Here is a 16,457-nt window from a genome sequence, read left to right as displayed (position 1 = left end):
TCCTTTTAATGTTAATCTCCAATAAATATTTGAAAGCCTTTTTGGCCTTGAACCTTAATTAAATTAAAGAAAACGACCGCTACTTCAGCAGCCGTTCTCCTTACCACTCTATTTATCCAATTTCACACGTTGTAAACGTAAAGCATTCAAAACCACCGAAACTGAACTGAATGCCATAGCTGCACCGGCTACCCATGGTGCGAGTAAACCAACTGCTGCAATTGGAATACCTAATGTATTATAGGCAAATGCCCAGAATAGATTTTGCTTTATATTTCTCATTGTTTTGCGACTCATTATAATTGCATCGGCAATGCTGTTTAAGTCCCCACGAATTAATGTAATATCAGCTGCCTCCATCGCAACATCTGTTCCTGTGCCGATAGCCATTCCAATATCAGCAACTGCTAAAGCTGGTGCATCATTGATACCGTCACCGACCATTGCTACTTTTTTGCCGGAGGATTGTAGCTTTTTAATTTCCGCTGCCTTACCTTCTGGAAGCACCTCAGCAATTACCTGGTCAATTCCTGCCTGTTTTCCAATGGCAGTGGCTGTTAACTGGTTATCACCAGTAATCATCATGACATCAATATTCATTTCCTTCAATCGTTTAATAGCCTGTAAAGAGGATTCCTTAATCGTATCAGCGACTGCAATCATACCAACAAATTTTCCATTTATACTTGCAAGCATAGCAGTTTTCCCTTGTCCCTCGAGCTCTTCCATTCGTTTAAGAATAGCTGCTATATTAATATTATTTTGATTCATTAATTTTTTAGTACCAACTAACACTTCTTGCTCATTTACCACTGCTTTTACACCGTATCCTGGTATGGCCTCAAAGGAAGTTACCTCTAGTAGTGTTATCCCACGCTCCTTGATCCCATCTACAATTGCTTCTGCAAGTGGGTGTTCCGACTGCCTTTCAGCTGCCCCGATATAAGCGAGAAAGTCGGATTCCTTCATTCCCTCTTCCATAAGCACATCTGTTAGCTTCGGCTTTCCGTAAGTGACTGTTCCAGTTTTATCAACCACCACCGTATCAATATGGTGTGTCGTTTCTAAATGTTCTCCACCCTTAAACAGGATTCCGAACTCTGCAGCACGACCGGAGCCCGCCATGATAGATGTTGGTGTTGCAAGACCTAAAGCACATGGACAAGCAATGACAAGCACAGCTATCAACGCCTCAAGCGCTGGGGTGACTTCACCAGGTTCAACGACTAAGAACCAGACTAAGAATGTAACTATTGCTATTCCTACAACGATTGGTACGAATATCCCAGAAATCTTATCTGCCAAACGTTGAATAGGCGCTTTTGAGCCTTGGGCATCTTCTACTACCTTAATAATTTGAGCAAGTGCAGTGTCTCTTCCAATTTTCGTTGCTTTCATTTTAATGGAACCATTTTTATTGATGGTGGATCCGTACAACGAATCTCCAGTTACTTTATCAACTGGTATACTCTCTCCAGTTAACATAGATTCATCGACTGCACTATTTCCAGCAATCACTTCTCCATCAACAGGAATTTTTTCTCCGGGCTTCACTAGAATGGTATCTCCTACTAATACTTCCTCAATGGGAATTACCAATTCAGCACCATCTCTAATAACCAATGCCGTTTTCGCCTGTAGCCCTATTAGTTTTTTTATAGCCTCCGATGAGCGCCCCTTTGCCTTTGCTTCGAACAGCTTACCCAATAAAATCAGTGTGATAAGGACCGCGCTTGTTTCAAAGTAAAGGTTAGCTGTATGATGTTCACCGGCAGTAATGATTGCTTGATAAACGCTATAAAAATAAGCTGCTGAGGTTCCTAACACAACGAGTACATCCATGTTGGCACTGCCATTTCTCAATGCTTTGTATGCACTAACATAAAACTGTCTTCCGATGATGAATTGGACAGGTGTTGCCAATACCATTTGCACCCACGGATTCATCAAAAATTCTGGCATGTAAATAAAAGAAGTAAAAGAAAAATGTCCAACCATCGTCCAGAGAAGTGGCAAAGATAAAATAGCTGAAACAATAAATTTCACCTTTTGCTTTTGTATTGCTTCCTCTCGATAATCGACCGACTCTTTATCCTCTGATTTAATTATTGCACCATAACCAAGCTTTTCTACCTTTTGAATAATATCGTTTATAGTTACGTCGGAGGGATTAAACTCTACGGTTGCACGTTCGAGAGCCAGATTCACATTGGCAGAACTTACTCCCTCTAATTTGTTTAGACCTTTTTCAATGCGGGTAGAACAAGCAGCACAAGTCATACCAGTAATAGCAAACTCTTTCTTCTCTTTCACCACTCCGTATCCAAGTGCCTCAATTTTCTTCTCAAAGTCTTCTTCTGTTACTTTATCAGGGTCATATTTGATAACTGATTTTTCAAGCGCTAAATTTACATTAGCTTCTTCCACACCGTCCATTTTGTTAATAACTTTTTCTATTCGCGCAGAACATGCCGCACAGGTCATCCCAGTTATTTTATAGCTAGTCTGCTTTATATTATTTTCCATAACCCTCACCTTTCTCATATACATCTAGGGGGTATATATTACCTAAATAAAGAGAGTGCCTGTATGAGCACTCCATCTATTATTGGACATCGTAGCCTTGTTCATCGATTGTTTCTTTTATTTTGGCTAAAGTAACTTTGTCTTCTTCAAAGGATACATCTACTTTTCCGGATTCAAGATATACTTTTACTTGTTCAACGCCATCTAGATTACCTACACTTGTTTCTACCGATTTAACGCAATGTCCACATGACATGCCTTTAACTTCTAATGTAACTTGATTTAACATTTGAATTCCTCCTATTTTCTCATTAGTTTTTGAATCGTAACGAGCAGTTCATCTAACACTTCTTCATCGCCTTCAGCTAACCTATTAGCCACGCACCCCTTTAAATGTCCTTGCAAAAGAACCTTAGCAACACTATTTAAAGCCGACTGGGTTGCAGATAGTTGGGTAATTATATCGTCACAGTAAATATCCTTTTCAACCATCCCTTTAATGCCACGAATTTGTCCTTCAATACGATTCAGTCTATTGGTTAAATCTTTTTTTACATGCTCAGGATGGTGACTTCTCCTACAAGACAAGTCTGATGGTAATTCTGTATTTTCCTCTATTACATTGTCCAAGTAACCAACCTCCTATTCCTAATACCAGTATATGATACCCTAAAGGGGTATGCAACCTATTTGATTTTTAAATTTTTGAAGCTATTTTAACTACGAACTTTTAATAGTTTTCACCTAATGAATCGATTTTATGATTATCAGTTGGAAGAGACATAGAAAAACGCTATATAAAAAGACGGTTCCTAGTTTAACTAAGGAAGCGTCTTAAATTAGATATTAAATTGGTAGTATTTGCTCCATATATTTCTTGATGCTTTCCTCGCTCATTTCACCGGTTATGATCTTTTCTATTTTACCTTCAGAGTTGATGAGTAGGGTCGTAGGCAACGGGTTAATATTGAAGGCGTTGATAACACTTTTATTGTTATCAATTAGAACTGGGAATGTTAATCCCTTTCTATCAATGTATCTTTGAACCTTTAAATCCGACTCGCCTACATTTACCGCGAGGATTTCAAGCCCTTGATCTTTATAGTTTTGATATTGTTCATCTATGATAGGAAATTCTCTTTCACAAGGCTTACACCATGTCCCCCAAAAGTTTAGAAAGACTCCCTGTCCTTTGTAATCGGATAATTGATGCTTCTCACCGTTCATATCTACTAATGCAAAATAAGGTGCGGCGTCCCCCTCCTTCAAGATTGCATTTTTCTCCTTTGTTACATTCGAGTAAATCGTAAATACAATGGCAACAACCATTAAAGACAAAATGAGAGCTCGAATATAAAATCTCTTTTTCTTGTTCATCTAAACTTCCTCCTCTCTTCTTATAATAAATTGTTATTTTTTCTTCCAAAGACCAAGCATGAAAACGGTAATCATAACGAATGCTAACAATGCTAGAAATGGAATAGTTACAAAACCAAACCAATTGATATATTGTCCTGAACAGGGAACTCCGCTTGTACATGCGCTAAATTCCTGCAAGGAAGGAATTTTCTGCAGGGCATAATGGTAGCTGGAAACACATATGCCAATTATAGATAGTGGTAGCGCATATACATAAATCTTTTTGTCGTTTCTATAGAAAGCTACACCCAATAGAAACACCAGCGGATACATTAAAATCCTCTGATACCAGCAAAGTGTACATGGAATAAATCCCATCCGTTCACTAAAAAATAAACTACCTATCGTTGAGGTAAGCGCTACAAGCCACGCAGCTAAAATAGATTTATTTAGCATTTGCAGCCTCTTCCACCATTTTAGCAAAGTCCGTCATCGTTTTCCCTGTAAACTCCTTACCGCCAATATAAATGGATGGAGTGGCAACTATACCAAGATTTTTTGCTGTACTCATATCTAGATTCCACGCTTCCTTTCCTCCCTCTTCACTAAATGCCTGTTTAACCTTTTCCACTTCTTCTTCGCTCGCTATCTCAGCTAGTACCGCCACTAAAAATTCATCTGACATTAGGTTTTCTTGACCGCTTGCATTTGTTTGATTTGCAAATAACAAATGATGGAAGGACCAAAATTTTTCATTTCCGAGTTCCTTATATACCGTCTCTCCAAACTGCGCGGCTGTATTAGAATCAGCAGCAATGAAAGAATAGTTCATGTAGTAAAACTTCGCCTTCCCCGTTTCTACGAATTCCTCATTAATTAGTGGGAAGAGACTGTCATTAAAGTCTTTACAATGTGAGCATTTATAATCACCAAATTCTACAATTTCCACCGGAGCAGATGCTTCACCTATGTAAGGCTGTCCATCGTATTCAATAACAACAGATTCTGCCTTCGTATCTGTTAATACAATGATTCCAACAATACATATTGCAATAACACCTATAAACCAAAAAATCTTCTTAGACAAATTCAACATCTCCTAAAACTACATAACGTAGTGTAATTGGGTAAAAAATTTACGCTAATGCGTAAATAAAAAAGCTACATATTAACGCAAATATAGCAATGGATAAAACAGTGTCTCTCCATGGAATTTGCAACTTTACTTCTGTTAAAGGGTTTAATAAATATTCTATTCGGTAATTGACAGAGGTATCTGCAAATGATGCATATGTAAAAGGCATTTGGTCTAACTTTCCTACCTTTAACATCTTTAAAAGTGCACTGCTTAAGCTTGCAGATGTTGCTTGTCTCTCTATAGCATATTCATCTGCCAACACTTCTTGGACAATTCTATATTTTTGTTGGAACCACTTTAATATCGGAATATATCTTATAGTAGTAGAAAATAATGATAACATGAACATTTTTAAAGGATCACGGTTATTCTGATGGTACATCTCATGTGCTAATACTGCATTTAGCTCTTCCTCGTTAAGTAGATTTACAAGCCCAGTTGATATAACAATCTTAGGTGTAAAGAATCCCATTGTAATGGCTAGAGGAGTTGGATAAGAGATTACGATAAATTCTTCCTTCTTGTTGCTATACGATTCATTTAAATTCTTTGTTAGCTTCTTCTCTTTATATTGTTGAAACTTTAATTTCATCCTTTTCGCTTGAACAAATTGTATACATATCTTCCAGAATAGATAAACCAATGTAAAAATGACTAAACCGTCAAGTGCATATTCCAGTGAGGATAAACCAATCATTTTTAATGTGCTATGACATACTTCTACAAGGTTAAACTTCACATCCCATCCCGCAAGCATGGAAATAACATAAATGGCCATCTGAAAAAAAATGATTCCAGAAATAAGTAAAGACGCTATAAACATATGGGTCGATTGACGTTTGTTCATAAGCTACATTTCCTTTTTCCACTCTTTTATTTTTTGCTCAAGCTTAGCAACTAGATCATCATCAACATCTTCTATAGCATCTAGCATATGACTGACAACCACATTGCCAAACTCGTCCATAAGCTCGTTCGTCATTTCCTTAGATTGAGTATTGATAAACTCTTCTCTCGAAAGAACTGGCATATACATAGAAGATCTACCCTCTGCTCTTTTTTGTAGTATTCCTTTATCCACTAATCTGTTCATGACGGTCATAACCGTGTTAAAATTTGTTGCTTTTTCACAGTCCAATACCTTTTGTACATCCTTAATGGTCATCTCCGTACCAGTCCAAAGAATATCCATTATTTTAGATTCAAGTGGTCCGAAAAAGCGATTCAATCCACTTTCGTTCATTTTAAACTTTCCAATTTTCACGTAAGCTCACCTCACATTACTCATTGTAGTGTATCTATTAGTTAAAGTGAAGTTTTTTATACTCAGGGACATTGTAATAATAACAATTTTATGAACTTCCTCATAATCACAATAACCCCCAAAGGAAATCGGGGGCATTTTGGGTGGACAAACAGATAAGGTTTATACGAATTGTTTATTTGATTATGTCTTAGCCTCTAGTGTTAAGAGTAAATGTATTTTTACAATAATTTGTTCTTAAAAATTCCAAATACTAACAAATGAGAAATTTCCTCGCTCTCATCTCCGTCATGAGGACCTAAGATTGAATGGTCCTTTTTATTTTTCTTAAAAGCCACAACTATAATGATTTAAGCTCCTTAATGATGCAGTCTAGTTTTTTTTCTATTTGGGATAGTTGACTTTTTTGATCACTCATAATTTTCTTTTCGGAGTGTTCTTCCTCTAACATTTCTTGTAGGGATATTCCTTCTCCAATCGTCCCAATAAGTAGACCTAGTGTTTCGAAAGCAGAACCTAAGAACTCCAATGTTGGGCCTAAGTTAGGCTGCTCAATGAATTTTTCGTTGTTTTTGGAATGCATATCTTGTCTAACATCCTTTGGCTGTCTTTTGTCTAGAATATGCCAACATAAGAGTGTTGGTTATTTTGTGGAGAACAACAACGATATTACTTTCTTTACAGAGGCACACCTTCTCTACATTGAATATAGAGAGGCAATTTAAATGCTGTTGTAGACCACTAGCGGGAACATATTTAATATGCTATTTAGGACCTTTTTTCTTAGGGTCTAAATAAAAACGCCCTTGCTTGTTTGAATGGCTTGAATAACATGTGATAAAGCATAATTGCTAATAATATAGACAAGGAAGCATGTTAATGAATAATAAGAATGATTTACAAAATGATTCAAGTTCAGAATCAACGGATCTTCTAGTAGCTAAATTAGCACTTTTCGGAGCTACACTTACTACAATAGGAGATGGAATAGCAGCTTTAGCAGCAGGTATTGCACTTAAAGGATTAGAAAATACAAATAATCAAAAATCCTGTGAGCAGTCAAATCAATCGGCTCAAATAGAACAAATGCAAAAACAAATTAATGAATTAACAAGAAAGTTAGATAAAATTGAGCGTAGTAAGAGATAAAAAATTGTCTCTTACTTTTTACTTTCTGTTTTATACATAAGCCTCCGTTTAGCCTTTATCCAATTGTATGGCATTTATATTTTTACCTTTTTTATACTATAAAGAGTATGAATCACTTTTTTTTAGGTAAATCTATACCTAACTGAAATAAATTGAGGTGTGATATGAATTTTCCTTTAATACATACAAATTTTGGGGATGCTGTAATAGCTATACCTGTAATCATAATTATCACTCAAATAATCAAAATTCTTTTTCGCGTACAAGCCAAAAATGTCCCTTTCATAGCCTTGATCTAAGGCCTTATTATTTCTGTCTTTATCAGCCATCGTCATCATATTGTTGCGGGCCTTTTTATGGGTTGGTTTTATGGTTATGCAGCTATAGGGAATTATTCAGCTTTAAAAGTATCGTTAAGGGCATATAGGAAAAAGTAATATATCAAACTGAAATATTGAACATTTTATACACCCATACCATATATACCAAACAACAATCATTCATATAAGATACTTTTAAATTTTCTATGAGCTATATATTTCTAGTGCACTAAAATCATATCATTTATTTTAATTTTCACTTAATTATCCACAACTGTGGTAAAGTTGTTGATAATTCCTTAATCCACTCCACTTTTACATTCGCTTCGAACTTTAGGAATGCTCATGTCTTCTATTTAAACTCCCTTTTTATCAGTTACAATTGACTCTATAAATTAGTTCCTCCTTCTAATATTATTTCCTCTTCCATTTTATATAAAATAAAAAACGCTCCTAATAGGAACGTTCTTTGACTTAAATTATCTATGTTTCCTCATAGCCTGTTCAATGCTAGAATGTGTCTCTACACCTTTAAAATCAATTCCTAATTGTATGGTTGTTTGTGCAATACTAGGGCGAACCCCTGAAAGTGAGGTACTCACTCCAATTAACTTTAGTGCACTGATCATTTGAAATAATTGTTGTGCAACCATAGTATCCACAACCGGAACGCCTAACAAATCAATATATAAGTGTTTGATTTTCATATCCGCACATTGTTGAAGTGATTGTTCTAAAATTACTTTAGCCCTATTTGTATCTACTTCCCCAATTAGTGGTAGCAATGCGGAGTCAGCCGTTAATTTAATAACTGGTGCACTTAATTCAATAATCATCTCTTGTTGGGATTTCAATCTTATTTGAGATTGCTCTATAAACTCTTTAGTAAACTTAAGAATAATATCATTGATTGTAGACAAAATAGCGGTACTAAATTCAATTATCTGTTTGTCACTTAGTTCGTTCTCATATTTTGATACAAATTCCTCTAATAATTCTAAATAAAGATATTGTTGATGAAAAAATTCCCCTATTATTTCCGTAAGGGGGGTACGTTGATGACCATTGTCATTGACTATTACTTCGATAAAGTCATCAAAACTTTTTAGACCTTCTTCACTAGAATTGTTAAACAAATCTACAAATTTCTCATGGAATAGATGGTTCTGCTCTTTAAGCAATTGTATTTCCTCTTGATTATTAGTACTATAAATTCCATTTAGATCTTTGTTAAGATTCTCGTACCATTTTTCTGTTAGATCCCATGTTTTACTTTTAAGAAAATTATAAAATTTTTCATTACTGACCATTTAATTTTCCTACTTCCGTTAATGATTCAATCTTGTAAAACAATTTTTTGTACCAATATTTTGATAGTAACATAGATTTTTTTTATTTCCAATATTATAATTTTTATCCAATATGATATAGCGATTGTACAACTAAGCTTCTAACTATCAAATAAATAGGACATACTCTCAATCGAAACTTTACTATCTTTCCATATTTAATAAAGCATTATATGAAGTAAGCTATTCCTTTTCCTCTATCGAATATTTTACCACTTGGCTACTTTTTCTTCTTGTTTAGAACAAACACATAATCATAATTATAAAGGAGACAATAAGAACAAACATAAAGCGATAAAGGATGTATCAAATGTGGACTTCTTTCATTCCCAAGAATCACTTACAGCAATTCAATGGATTCTAAGAGCGGTTGTTGCTTTCTTCTTTTTACTCTTTGCGACAAAAGTTATGGGCCAACGTTCTATTTCACAGTTAAGATTGCTCGACTTTGCTATGGCAATATCTATCGGTAATATTATCGCTCACCCCTTGTCTGATGAAGGTTTAGGAATGAAGGGGTCCATGATTACCATGTCTGCTTTAGTTATTTTATATACACTCGGTGTCTCATTAAGCCTAAAGTGGACTCTGTTTCGACATTTTATAGACCACCCTCCCATTCCACTAATAAAAAACGGAAAGATTGTTGACGCAAATTTACGTAAGGCAAGAATCTCTCTTGAGTTTCTTCTATCAGAATTAAGAAAAGAAAAGATAGAAGATGTACAAAAAGTCTCTTGTGCTTTATGGGAGCCAGACGGTTCTATTTCTAGTTTTTTATACCCTCAACACCAAACTCCTACTCGAGCAGATATGAATATAGTTCCTGAAGCCGTCCCTCTTCCTTCTGTCCTTATTAAAGAAGGGAAAATTAATTACGATGAATTAAACAAAACAAATCATAGTAAGGAGTGGCTAATAAATAAAGTCGAGACAGCATATAACGTGGACATAAGCAATGTCTTATTAGCCACAATCGACCAGAAGGATACCCTTCAAGTTTTTTTATATAAATAGAGAATTTTAACTAAAGGCCATCAGTTTAGCGAAATACAGGAATGAGTGAAGAGGGAACACACTTTTAGAATTTGGTTATTAAAAAGCTTTGAAACGTTGAAGTACAACGTTTCAAAGCTTTTTTACCCACTTGAAAACAATCAAGTAGACTTTTCCTTGACCAACTGAAATGGTTCTAGGCTATCAAATTGTTTAACCGATTTGTAATCAGCCACACTAACAATCTGTTCTTCTGATGAAAGAACAGTCTGCAAACCATTTAATATAGATTTAGCCGCTAAGATTAATATTGTTAACAAAACAATAGGTACTAAAGAAATCCACGGGTAAGATGTCCAAAGAAAACTCCACCACATCCCTAACGTACCTGCCCATTCACTAGTTGGAGAAATTGGCTTAGAATATCCAAACAAATCATCTTTGAAGGCTATTCCTCCAATAAATATACTTAAAACACCTAAGTGAGCCATGAGAATGAGCGATTGTATAAACTCCCTGATAAAGATTATATATAAGTGTGGCATTAAAAACGGTTTAATGTGATTTGTAATAATGCGCCAAGATCTTGCTCCTAACGTTCGAGAGCATTCAATAAATTCCATTTTGTTTATTAATTGCACTTCATTAGCTATTAGTATGGAATTGGTTGGAATAAAAACAATGGATACAACTAAAATATAGAGCATTACTAGATCCCAATAAGAGTTGGTTGCCTCCATCATCAATATCCCTTGAAAACTAACCCAATTTAAAATCAAAAATGCGAACAAAGTAATTGGAAAATAATTAATAGTATCTGCAAGATATTTAATTGGAGTCTTAATCTTTTGAAGATAAAAATGAATGATAAACCCAAAGAATATGGAGGGAACGACTCTAATAATTGAAATAACTATTCCTGCGAATATAGTGTATTTGGCCCCAACGATCATTACAACTACAATGTTTCTTCCGAAATTATCAGTCCCTAAAGGTGGATATGCTTTACCACTATAAGGTGCTCGTATAGGTTTCCCGCTACTATCAAGCAACAATCCTACCGTAGGTATTCGATCTTGATAAATAAGAAAATACAATATACTTATTGATAATAATCCACTAATTATACTAAAACCCAAAAGGAACTGCTTATTTTTAAAAACTCTTTTCATTATATTCACTTATATCACCATTCCAATCTTTGACCAGTTTGCTTATAGATAATTTTCGTGACAAGTGTATATAAAATGAAAATTGGTATATAAATCATAATTAGCGTAAAGGCAATTATGTCAGGGTTGGGATATGCAATAATAAATGAAAATATCCCATTTATATTAAATAATTTTTCAAAAACTACCATAGAAGATAACAGTATTAAAATAATGGATTTGCTATGAATAATAATGTTAGGAGCAATATTTCTTAGAACATGCGAAAAGAATAATTCGGAACTGTTAAATCCTTTACTTTTAGCTAAAAGTATATAAGTTTTCTCCAACTCTTCATTTGCTAAATAAAGAATGACTTTAAAAACCATAACAGCAGGGATTAATGACAAAGAAATCATTGGTAAAAAGTACGTTTTATTTTGAGAAGTTCCAGCAGTTGAAAAAAGTAAAGTACCTGTCCGTTTATAATAAAACAGCACTGCTAACTGAATAATTATAATAATGAGTAAGTCCGGCAATGATTCTAATAGTGAAACTATTTTAACGATAAATTGATTACTTTTTTGGGGTAATAGTATAGTCAAATAAGTTATAAAAATCCCAATGACTATAGATATTAATAATGCCGTAAGAAATAAAATCATAGAATAGAAATAGTTATCCCAAAAATCAATAAAAATGGAGTACTCAAAACCGGTTGGTCCAATAAACACTATATTTTGGGGACTAGTCAATCCTTGAATGATTTGAATGATGTTATCCAAATACATACCAATGTTTAACTGAATACCCTTTGTAAACAATCCTACAAATGCACTTAGAAGAATCAAACCGAAGACAACGCAAAAAAAGCGCAAAATAGATTCTAATATATGTTTCAAATAGTCCCCCCCTTCCTCCTTGTTAAATACAATGTACACTATATGGCATTTTATTTGTATTAAATTTTGAATTTAAAGTAATTTCATACTATATATTCCATAGAAATTGTAGAACTTTATTTAATAATTATAAAAGATGGGTTGGTCAAAATATGACACAACCCATCTTCTATAATTATTTATCAAATTTTATACCTTTTAATAAATCCGCAAAAGCATTATTAATCGGTTCTTCTTCTTTATTTTGCTTTTTCAAATACTGCTGTACCGATTTTTTATCAACTTTACCGCCACCTTCTTTTTTACGGCGGGCCTCAAATGCAGATAATTTCTCACGATAGCCACATTTACATACGAAAATTTGTCCTTCCCCTTCACCACGAAGCTCTAACTTTTTCTTACATTGCGGGCAGCGAGCGTTCGTCACACGTGCCACATTCTTACGGTGACCACATTCACGATCTTGGCAGACAAGCATTTTACCTTTTTTGCCGTTAACTTCAAGCATCGGTTTTCCACAGTCTGGGCAAGATTTAGTGGATATGTTATCGTGTTTATATTTCTTATTACTGCTTTTTATATCAGAAACGATTTCTTTCGTATATTTCTTCATTTCAGCAATGAATATTTCTTTTTTTAGTTTGCCGTTAGCTATAGCCTCTAGCTTTTGTTCCCATTCCCCTGTTAGTGTAGGGGATTTTAATTCTTCAGGCACTAAATCAAGTAATTGTCGACCTTTGGAAGTAATGTGAATATCTTTACCACGCTTCTCAATTAAAAATGAATTAAATAGCTTATCGATGATGTCGGCACGTGTTGCAACCGTACCTAATCCGCCTGTGGACTTTAACGTGTCTGCGAGCTGTTTATTCTGCATTTCCATATACTTCGTAGGGTTTTCCATTGCTGTTAATAAAGTTGCTTCATTAAAGCGTGCAGGTGGCTTTGTTTGGCCAGAGGTTTGAGCGATCAACTTGACGTTTAACGAATCACCCTTTTCGATTCTTGGTAAAATCTGTTCTTTTAAATCATCCGTTGACTCATCTTCAAAGTGATTTTGATAGACCTCTTTCCAACCACTTGTTAGAATTGTTTTTCCTCTAGCAACAAAGTTCTCATCACCGATTTTCGCACGCAACGTTAATTGTTCGTACTCAAATGCTGGGAATAGAACAGATAGGAAACGTTTAACAACTAAATCATAAATTTTGCGTTCTTTATCATTAAAGGCAGAGAAATTTACATAACCTTCCGTTGGTATAATAGCATGGTGATCTGAAACCTTGCTGTCATCTACAAATGATTTAGAAGCTTTTATCGACTTGTTCAAGATTTTGTTGGCTAACGGTCTATATTCTCCTACGGCGCAAGCTTTTAAACGTTCCGGAAGGGTGCTAACAATATCAGATGAGATGAAGCGTGAATCTGTACGAGGATAAGTTAATACTTTGTGTTGCTCATACAGCTTTTGCATGATATTCAATGTTTCTTTTGCAGAGTAACCAAAAATTTTATTTGCATCACGTTGTAACTCGGTTAAATCATATAGACCAGGAGCAAACGATTTCTTATGCTTTTTCTCAACTTCCGTTACTATAGCGTTTCCTTTACCAATCTTTTTCACGATATCATCAATTTTTTCTTTTTCAAAGCTACGACCATTTCCTCTAGAATCTTGCCAAGTAAGCTTTAAATTGTCTACTGTTTGCGCTTCAATTCCATAGTAAGACTGAGCCTTGAAATGTTTTATTTCATCTTCACGCTTTGCAATAATAGCCACTACTGGAGTCTGAACTCGTCCACAATTTAGCTGTGCATTGAATTTTGTAGATAGCGCACGGCTGGCATTAAGACCAATATACCAATCTGCCTCAGAACGAGCTACAGCAGATGAATAGAGGTTTTCATACGCTTTGCCAGGCTTTAAGTTTGCAAAGCCATCTTTAATCGCTTTATCAGTTACAGAAGAAATCCATAGGCGTTTAATCGGCTTATTTACTTTCGCTTTTGCAATAATCCAGCGAGCAACTAATTCGCCTTCTCGACCTGCGTCAGTAGCTATAATAATTTCATTGATATCGCCACGTGTTAGCTGCGATTTAACAGCATTATATTGTTTACCTGATTGTTTTATCACAGTCAGTTTAAGGTTTTCTGGTAACATCGGTAAATCTTCTAAATTCCACGTTTTATATTTAACATCATAGCTTTCTGGATCTGCTAATGTTACTAGGTGTCCTAGTGCCCAAGTAACTACATAATCTTTGCCCTCTATATATCCATTTCCTTTTTTATCACATTTAAGTACCCGTGCAATATCTCTTGCAACAGATGGTTTTTCTGCTAATACTAAGCGTTTTGCCATTCATAACATCCTTTCGTAAATCCCTATGATTAATATATCATAGGTTTCCGTTAGATTCAGTTAGCACGCCAAGATGTTGCCTAACTGTTCTTAATAAGAGAAGCTCATGCTGAAGCTAGACAAATAATTATTAAAAAAATGTATAATTGTTTCCACTCTCCGCGGTCACTTTCCGTGCGGTGAGAACGATTAATCAACCCCGTCGCTTGAGCGTCATTTGTGATGTCTTATCTCTCTCACTCATCACGCTGGAGACGCCACCTCTATCCAATTAGCCAAGTAATATATCTTCCTATCTTATAGTCTTATTTTGAAGTTAACTCTATATTAAGAAACCTAAATTATTCCCTACTATTCCTTTCTTTTGCAGATACACTAGTATTTATGAGCTACTTCGCCTCTATTAAAATATGGAACCAAAATCTGTTGGCTAAATAATCCTTCTAGTTTCGCAGGGATATGTATAAACTTTTCAGCTGAAGCTACATCCATCCACACAATCTCCTCTATTTCATCTGGACGCGAAAGAACCAAATCTCCACCTATACGTTTCCCTTTAAAGGTGATAAAAATAGAATGCTGTTTTACATTTTCAATAAAGGCTTCATTTACAAAGATAATTCCCTCTATCTCGATATCTATGCCTGTCTCTTCTTTAGTTTCTCGAATCGCTGCTTCCTGTAGAGTTTCTCCTTTTTCTACTCTTCCTCCTGGAAGTGTATAGTAAGAGCCATGATCCCCTTTGTTTTTAACCATTAAAACCTGCTTACCACTTTCATCAAAAAGAAGTATATAAACAACCTTTACATTTTCCACACTTTTCTCCCCTTTCCTTACTCCATCAAAATGAAAGGATAATCAGCCTATACAGGTTGATTATCCTTTGTTTAAATTTTTACTTATACTAGCTTCTGTCCACAATTTGGGCAGAAGTTTGCACCAGTTGTTTTTTGTCCACAGTTCGGACAGAAGTTCGGCATTTGACCACCGCCGGCATTACTACTGCTTGGTTGGTTAGTTTGGGAAGAAGCCTGGCTTTGACTTTGATTTGGATTACTCTGGTTCATGTTTTTCATCATTTCATTTGCCATATTCATGCCCATCATCATTCCCGCCATATCCGAGGCTGCTCCTGATCCAGAAAGCTTTCCTGAAGCCATCGCATCCGTAACAGAAACCTGTTGGTATTTGGAGAGATCTCCGATCATCCCATGGGATGCATTCTTTGTGATCATATCTTGGATTTCCTTTGGATAATTGAAGCTCATAATATTGAACCCAGTGATTTTCATACCCATATCCATGATTTGCATATCTAGATCATCCTTAATACCCCCAGCTATATCTGAGGCATTTGCCTGTAGGTTGAACATATCCTTACCTTCGTGGCTTATCCATTTCATCAATAGCTGATCCAAAACAGAAGTAATACGAATCTTTACGTCATCTACAAGATAGCTTGTGCGCACGCCTGCAACCTTATCGATTAGTCCCACATAGTCATTAACTTTAAAATTAAATGTACCATTCGCACGAATTGGCATTCCTCCAGGTAGCTGAGGTGTTGGGATATTAATAGGGTTCTGAGTTCCCCACTTTACGGTAAATTCCTTCGTATTAACGAAAAGCACCTCAACACGCATCCCGCTGTTAAAACCGAATCTAAATCCTTTTAGCGTTGAAAGAAAAGGTACGATTTGAGACTCAATATCATACTCGCCATCATCCTCAAAAATCCCTTCGATGCGTCCACCATTAAAAAACACAGCATCCTGGCCAGGTCGGATGATTAGCTTGCTTCCTTTCTTAATTTCTTCATTGTTCCATTTCCAGAAAATCATATCTTCTCTAAATTCTCGCCATTCCACTACATCTGAAAATTGATTTCTAAAAAAAGACATTATCTCATTCCCTTCATGATTAAGTAAATTGAAAGCC

General features: G+C 35.3%; 17 protein-coding genes and 1 pseudogene. 3 read left to right on the top strand and 15 right to left on the bottom strand.

The window, feature by feature from the left end:
• Positions 1-108 precede the first annotated feature (108 nt).
• The 9 genes from MKY94_RS02860 to MKY94_RS02820 form a co-directional block, all read right to left on the bottom strand.
• Positions 109-2,526, bottom strand: a complete 2,418-nt coding sequence (locus MKY94_RS02860; protein WP_342577958.1) for a heavy metal translocating P-type ATPase — start codon at positions 2,524-2,526, stop codon at positions 109-111.
• Positions 2,527-2,605: 79 nt separating this feature from the next.
• Positions 2,606-2,815 (bottom strand): copper chaperone CopZ, encoded by a 210-nt coding sequence (gene copZ / locus MKY94_RS02855; RefSeq protein ID WP_144539856.1) that lies wholly within the window; start codon positions 2,813-2,815, stop codon positions 2,606-2,608.
• An 11-nt stretch (positions 2,816-2,826) separates the two neighbouring features.
• A complete protein-coding gene (locus MKY94_RS02850) occupies positions 2,827-3,156 on the bottom strand; it encodes a metal-sensitive transcriptional regulator (protein WP_186318219.1) in 330 nt (109 codons plus the stop codon).
• 216 nt (positions 3,157-3,372) lie between these two features.
• Positions 3,373-3,903 (bottom strand): thiol-disulfide oxidoreductase ResA, encoded by a 531-nt coding sequence (gene resA, locus MKY94_RS02845; RefSeq protein ID WP_342577957.1) that lies wholly within the window; start codon positions 3,901-3,903, stop codon positions 3,373-3,375.
• Between the two features lie 33 nt (positions 3,904-3,936).
• Positions 3,937-4,341, bottom strand: a complete 405-nt coding sequence (locus tag MKY94_RS02840) for a disulfide oxidoreductase (protein WP_340844104.1) — start codon at positions 4,339-4,341, stop codon at positions 3,937-3,939.
• Complete coding sequence (locus MKY94_RS02835) at positions 4,331-4,981, bottom strand: thioredoxin domain-containing protein (RefSeq protein ID WP_340862579.1); 651 nt, start codon at positions 4,979-4,981, stop codon at positions 4,331-4,333. Before MKY94_RS02835 ends, MKY94_RS02840 begins: the two co-directional genes overlap by 11 nt.
• A gap of 40 nt (positions 4,982-5,021) precedes the next feature.
• Positions 5,022-5,870 carry a M56 family metallopeptidase gene (locus MKY94_RS02830; protein WP_144539864.1) on the bottom strand — a complete coding sequence of 283 codons (849 nt, stop codon included), beginning with the start codon at positions 5,868-5,870 and terminating at the stop codon, positions 5,022-5,024.
• 3 nt (positions 5,871-5,873) lie between these two features.
• Positions 5,874-6,287, bottom strand: a complete 414-nt coding sequence (locus MKY94_RS02825; RefSeq protein WP_151111429.1) for a BlaI/MecI/CopY family transcriptional regulator — start codon at positions 6,285-6,287, stop codon at positions 5,874-5,876.
• A gap of 340 nt (positions 6,288-6,627) precedes the next feature.
• Positions 6,628-6,870, bottom strand: coding sequence for a hypothetical protein (locus MKY94_RS02820; protein WP_144539868.1), 243 nt, complete (start codon positions 6,868-6,870; stop codon positions 6,628-6,630).
• 296 nt (positions 6,871-7,166) lie between these two features.
• Here MKY94_RS02820 and MKY94_RS02815 point away from each other — a divergent pair, with 296 nt between their 5' ends.
• Both MKY94_RS02815 and MKY94_RS02810 read left to right on the top strand, forming a co-directional pair.
• Complete coding sequence (locus MKY94_RS02815; RefSeq protein ID WP_144539870.1) at positions 7,167-7,436, top strand: translation initiation factor 2; 270 nt, start codon at positions 7,167-7,169, stop codon at positions 7,434-7,436.
• A 164-nt stretch (positions 7,437-7,600) separates the two neighbouring features.
• A pseudogene (locus MKY94_RS02810) lies at positions 7,601-7,873 on the top strand (hypothetical protein).
• A gap of 362 nt (positions 7,874-8,235) precedes the next feature.
• On the opposite strand, the gene MKY94_RS02805 reads toward MKY94_RS02810, so the two are convergent.
• Positions 8,236-9,066 (bottom strand): STAS domain-containing protein, encoded by an 831-nt coding sequence (locus MKY94_RS02805; RefSeq protein WP_144539872.1) that lies wholly within the window; start codon positions 9,064-9,066, stop codon positions 8,236-8,238.
• A 351-nt stretch (positions 9,067-9,417) separates the two neighbouring features.
• Between MKY94_RS02805 and MKY94_RS02800 the strand changes: the two genes are divergently transcribed.
• Entirely contained in the window at positions 9,418-10,122 is a 705-nt protein-coding gene (locus tag MKY94_RS02800; protein WP_144539874.1) for a DUF421 domain-containing protein, read from the top strand.
• A 140-nt stretch (positions 10,123-10,262) separates the two neighbouring features.
• Here the strand turns inward: MKY94_RS02800 and MKY94_RS02795 are convergent, their stop codons facing one another.
• The 5 genes from MKY94_RS02795 to MKY94_RS02775 form a co-directional block, all read right to left on the bottom strand.
• Positions 10,263-11,273: a peptide ABC transporter permease gene (locus MKY94_RS02795; protein WP_342577956.1), complete on the bottom strand. Its 1,011-nt coding sequence runs from the start codon at positions 11,271-11,273 to the stop codon at positions 10,263-10,265.
• A 14-nt stretch (positions 11,274-11,287) separates the two neighbouring features.
• A complete protein-coding gene (locus MKY94_RS02790) occupies positions 11,288-12,154 on the bottom strand; it encodes an ABC transporter permease subunit (protein ID WP_225321726.1) in 867 nt (288 codons plus the stop codon).
• Between the two features lie 175 nt (positions 12,155-12,329).
• Positions 12,330-14,519, bottom strand: coding sequence for a DNA topoisomerase III (locus MKY94_RS02785; protein ID WP_342577955.1), 2,190 nt, complete (start codon positions 14,517-14,519; stop codon positions 12,330-12,332).
• 375 nt (positions 14,520-14,894) lie between these two features.
• The gene (locus tag MKY94_RS02780; RefSeq protein WP_144539880.1) at positions 14,895-15,335 is read right to left on the bottom strand and encodes an NUDIX hydrolase; all 441 of its coding nucleotides are present in this window, start codon (positions 15,333-15,335) and stop codon (positions 14,895-14,897) included.
• An 83-nt stretch (positions 15,336-15,418) separates the two neighbouring features.
• Positions 15,419-16,420, bottom strand: coding sequence for an SPFH domain-containing protein (locus MKY94_RS02775; RefSeq protein WP_144540054.1), 1,002 nt, complete (start codon positions 16,418-16,420; stop codon positions 15,419-15,421).
• Between the last annotated feature and the right edge of the window lie 37 nt (positions 16,421-16,457).

Source organism: Psychrobacillus sp. FSL K6-2843 (assembly GCF_038626375.1).
GTDB classification, from domain to species: Bacteria; Bacillota; Bacilli; order Bacillales_A; family Planococcaceae; genus Psychrobacillus; species Psychrobacillus faecigallinarum.
This window is presented reverse-complemented; position numbering and strand designations above follow the sequence as displayed.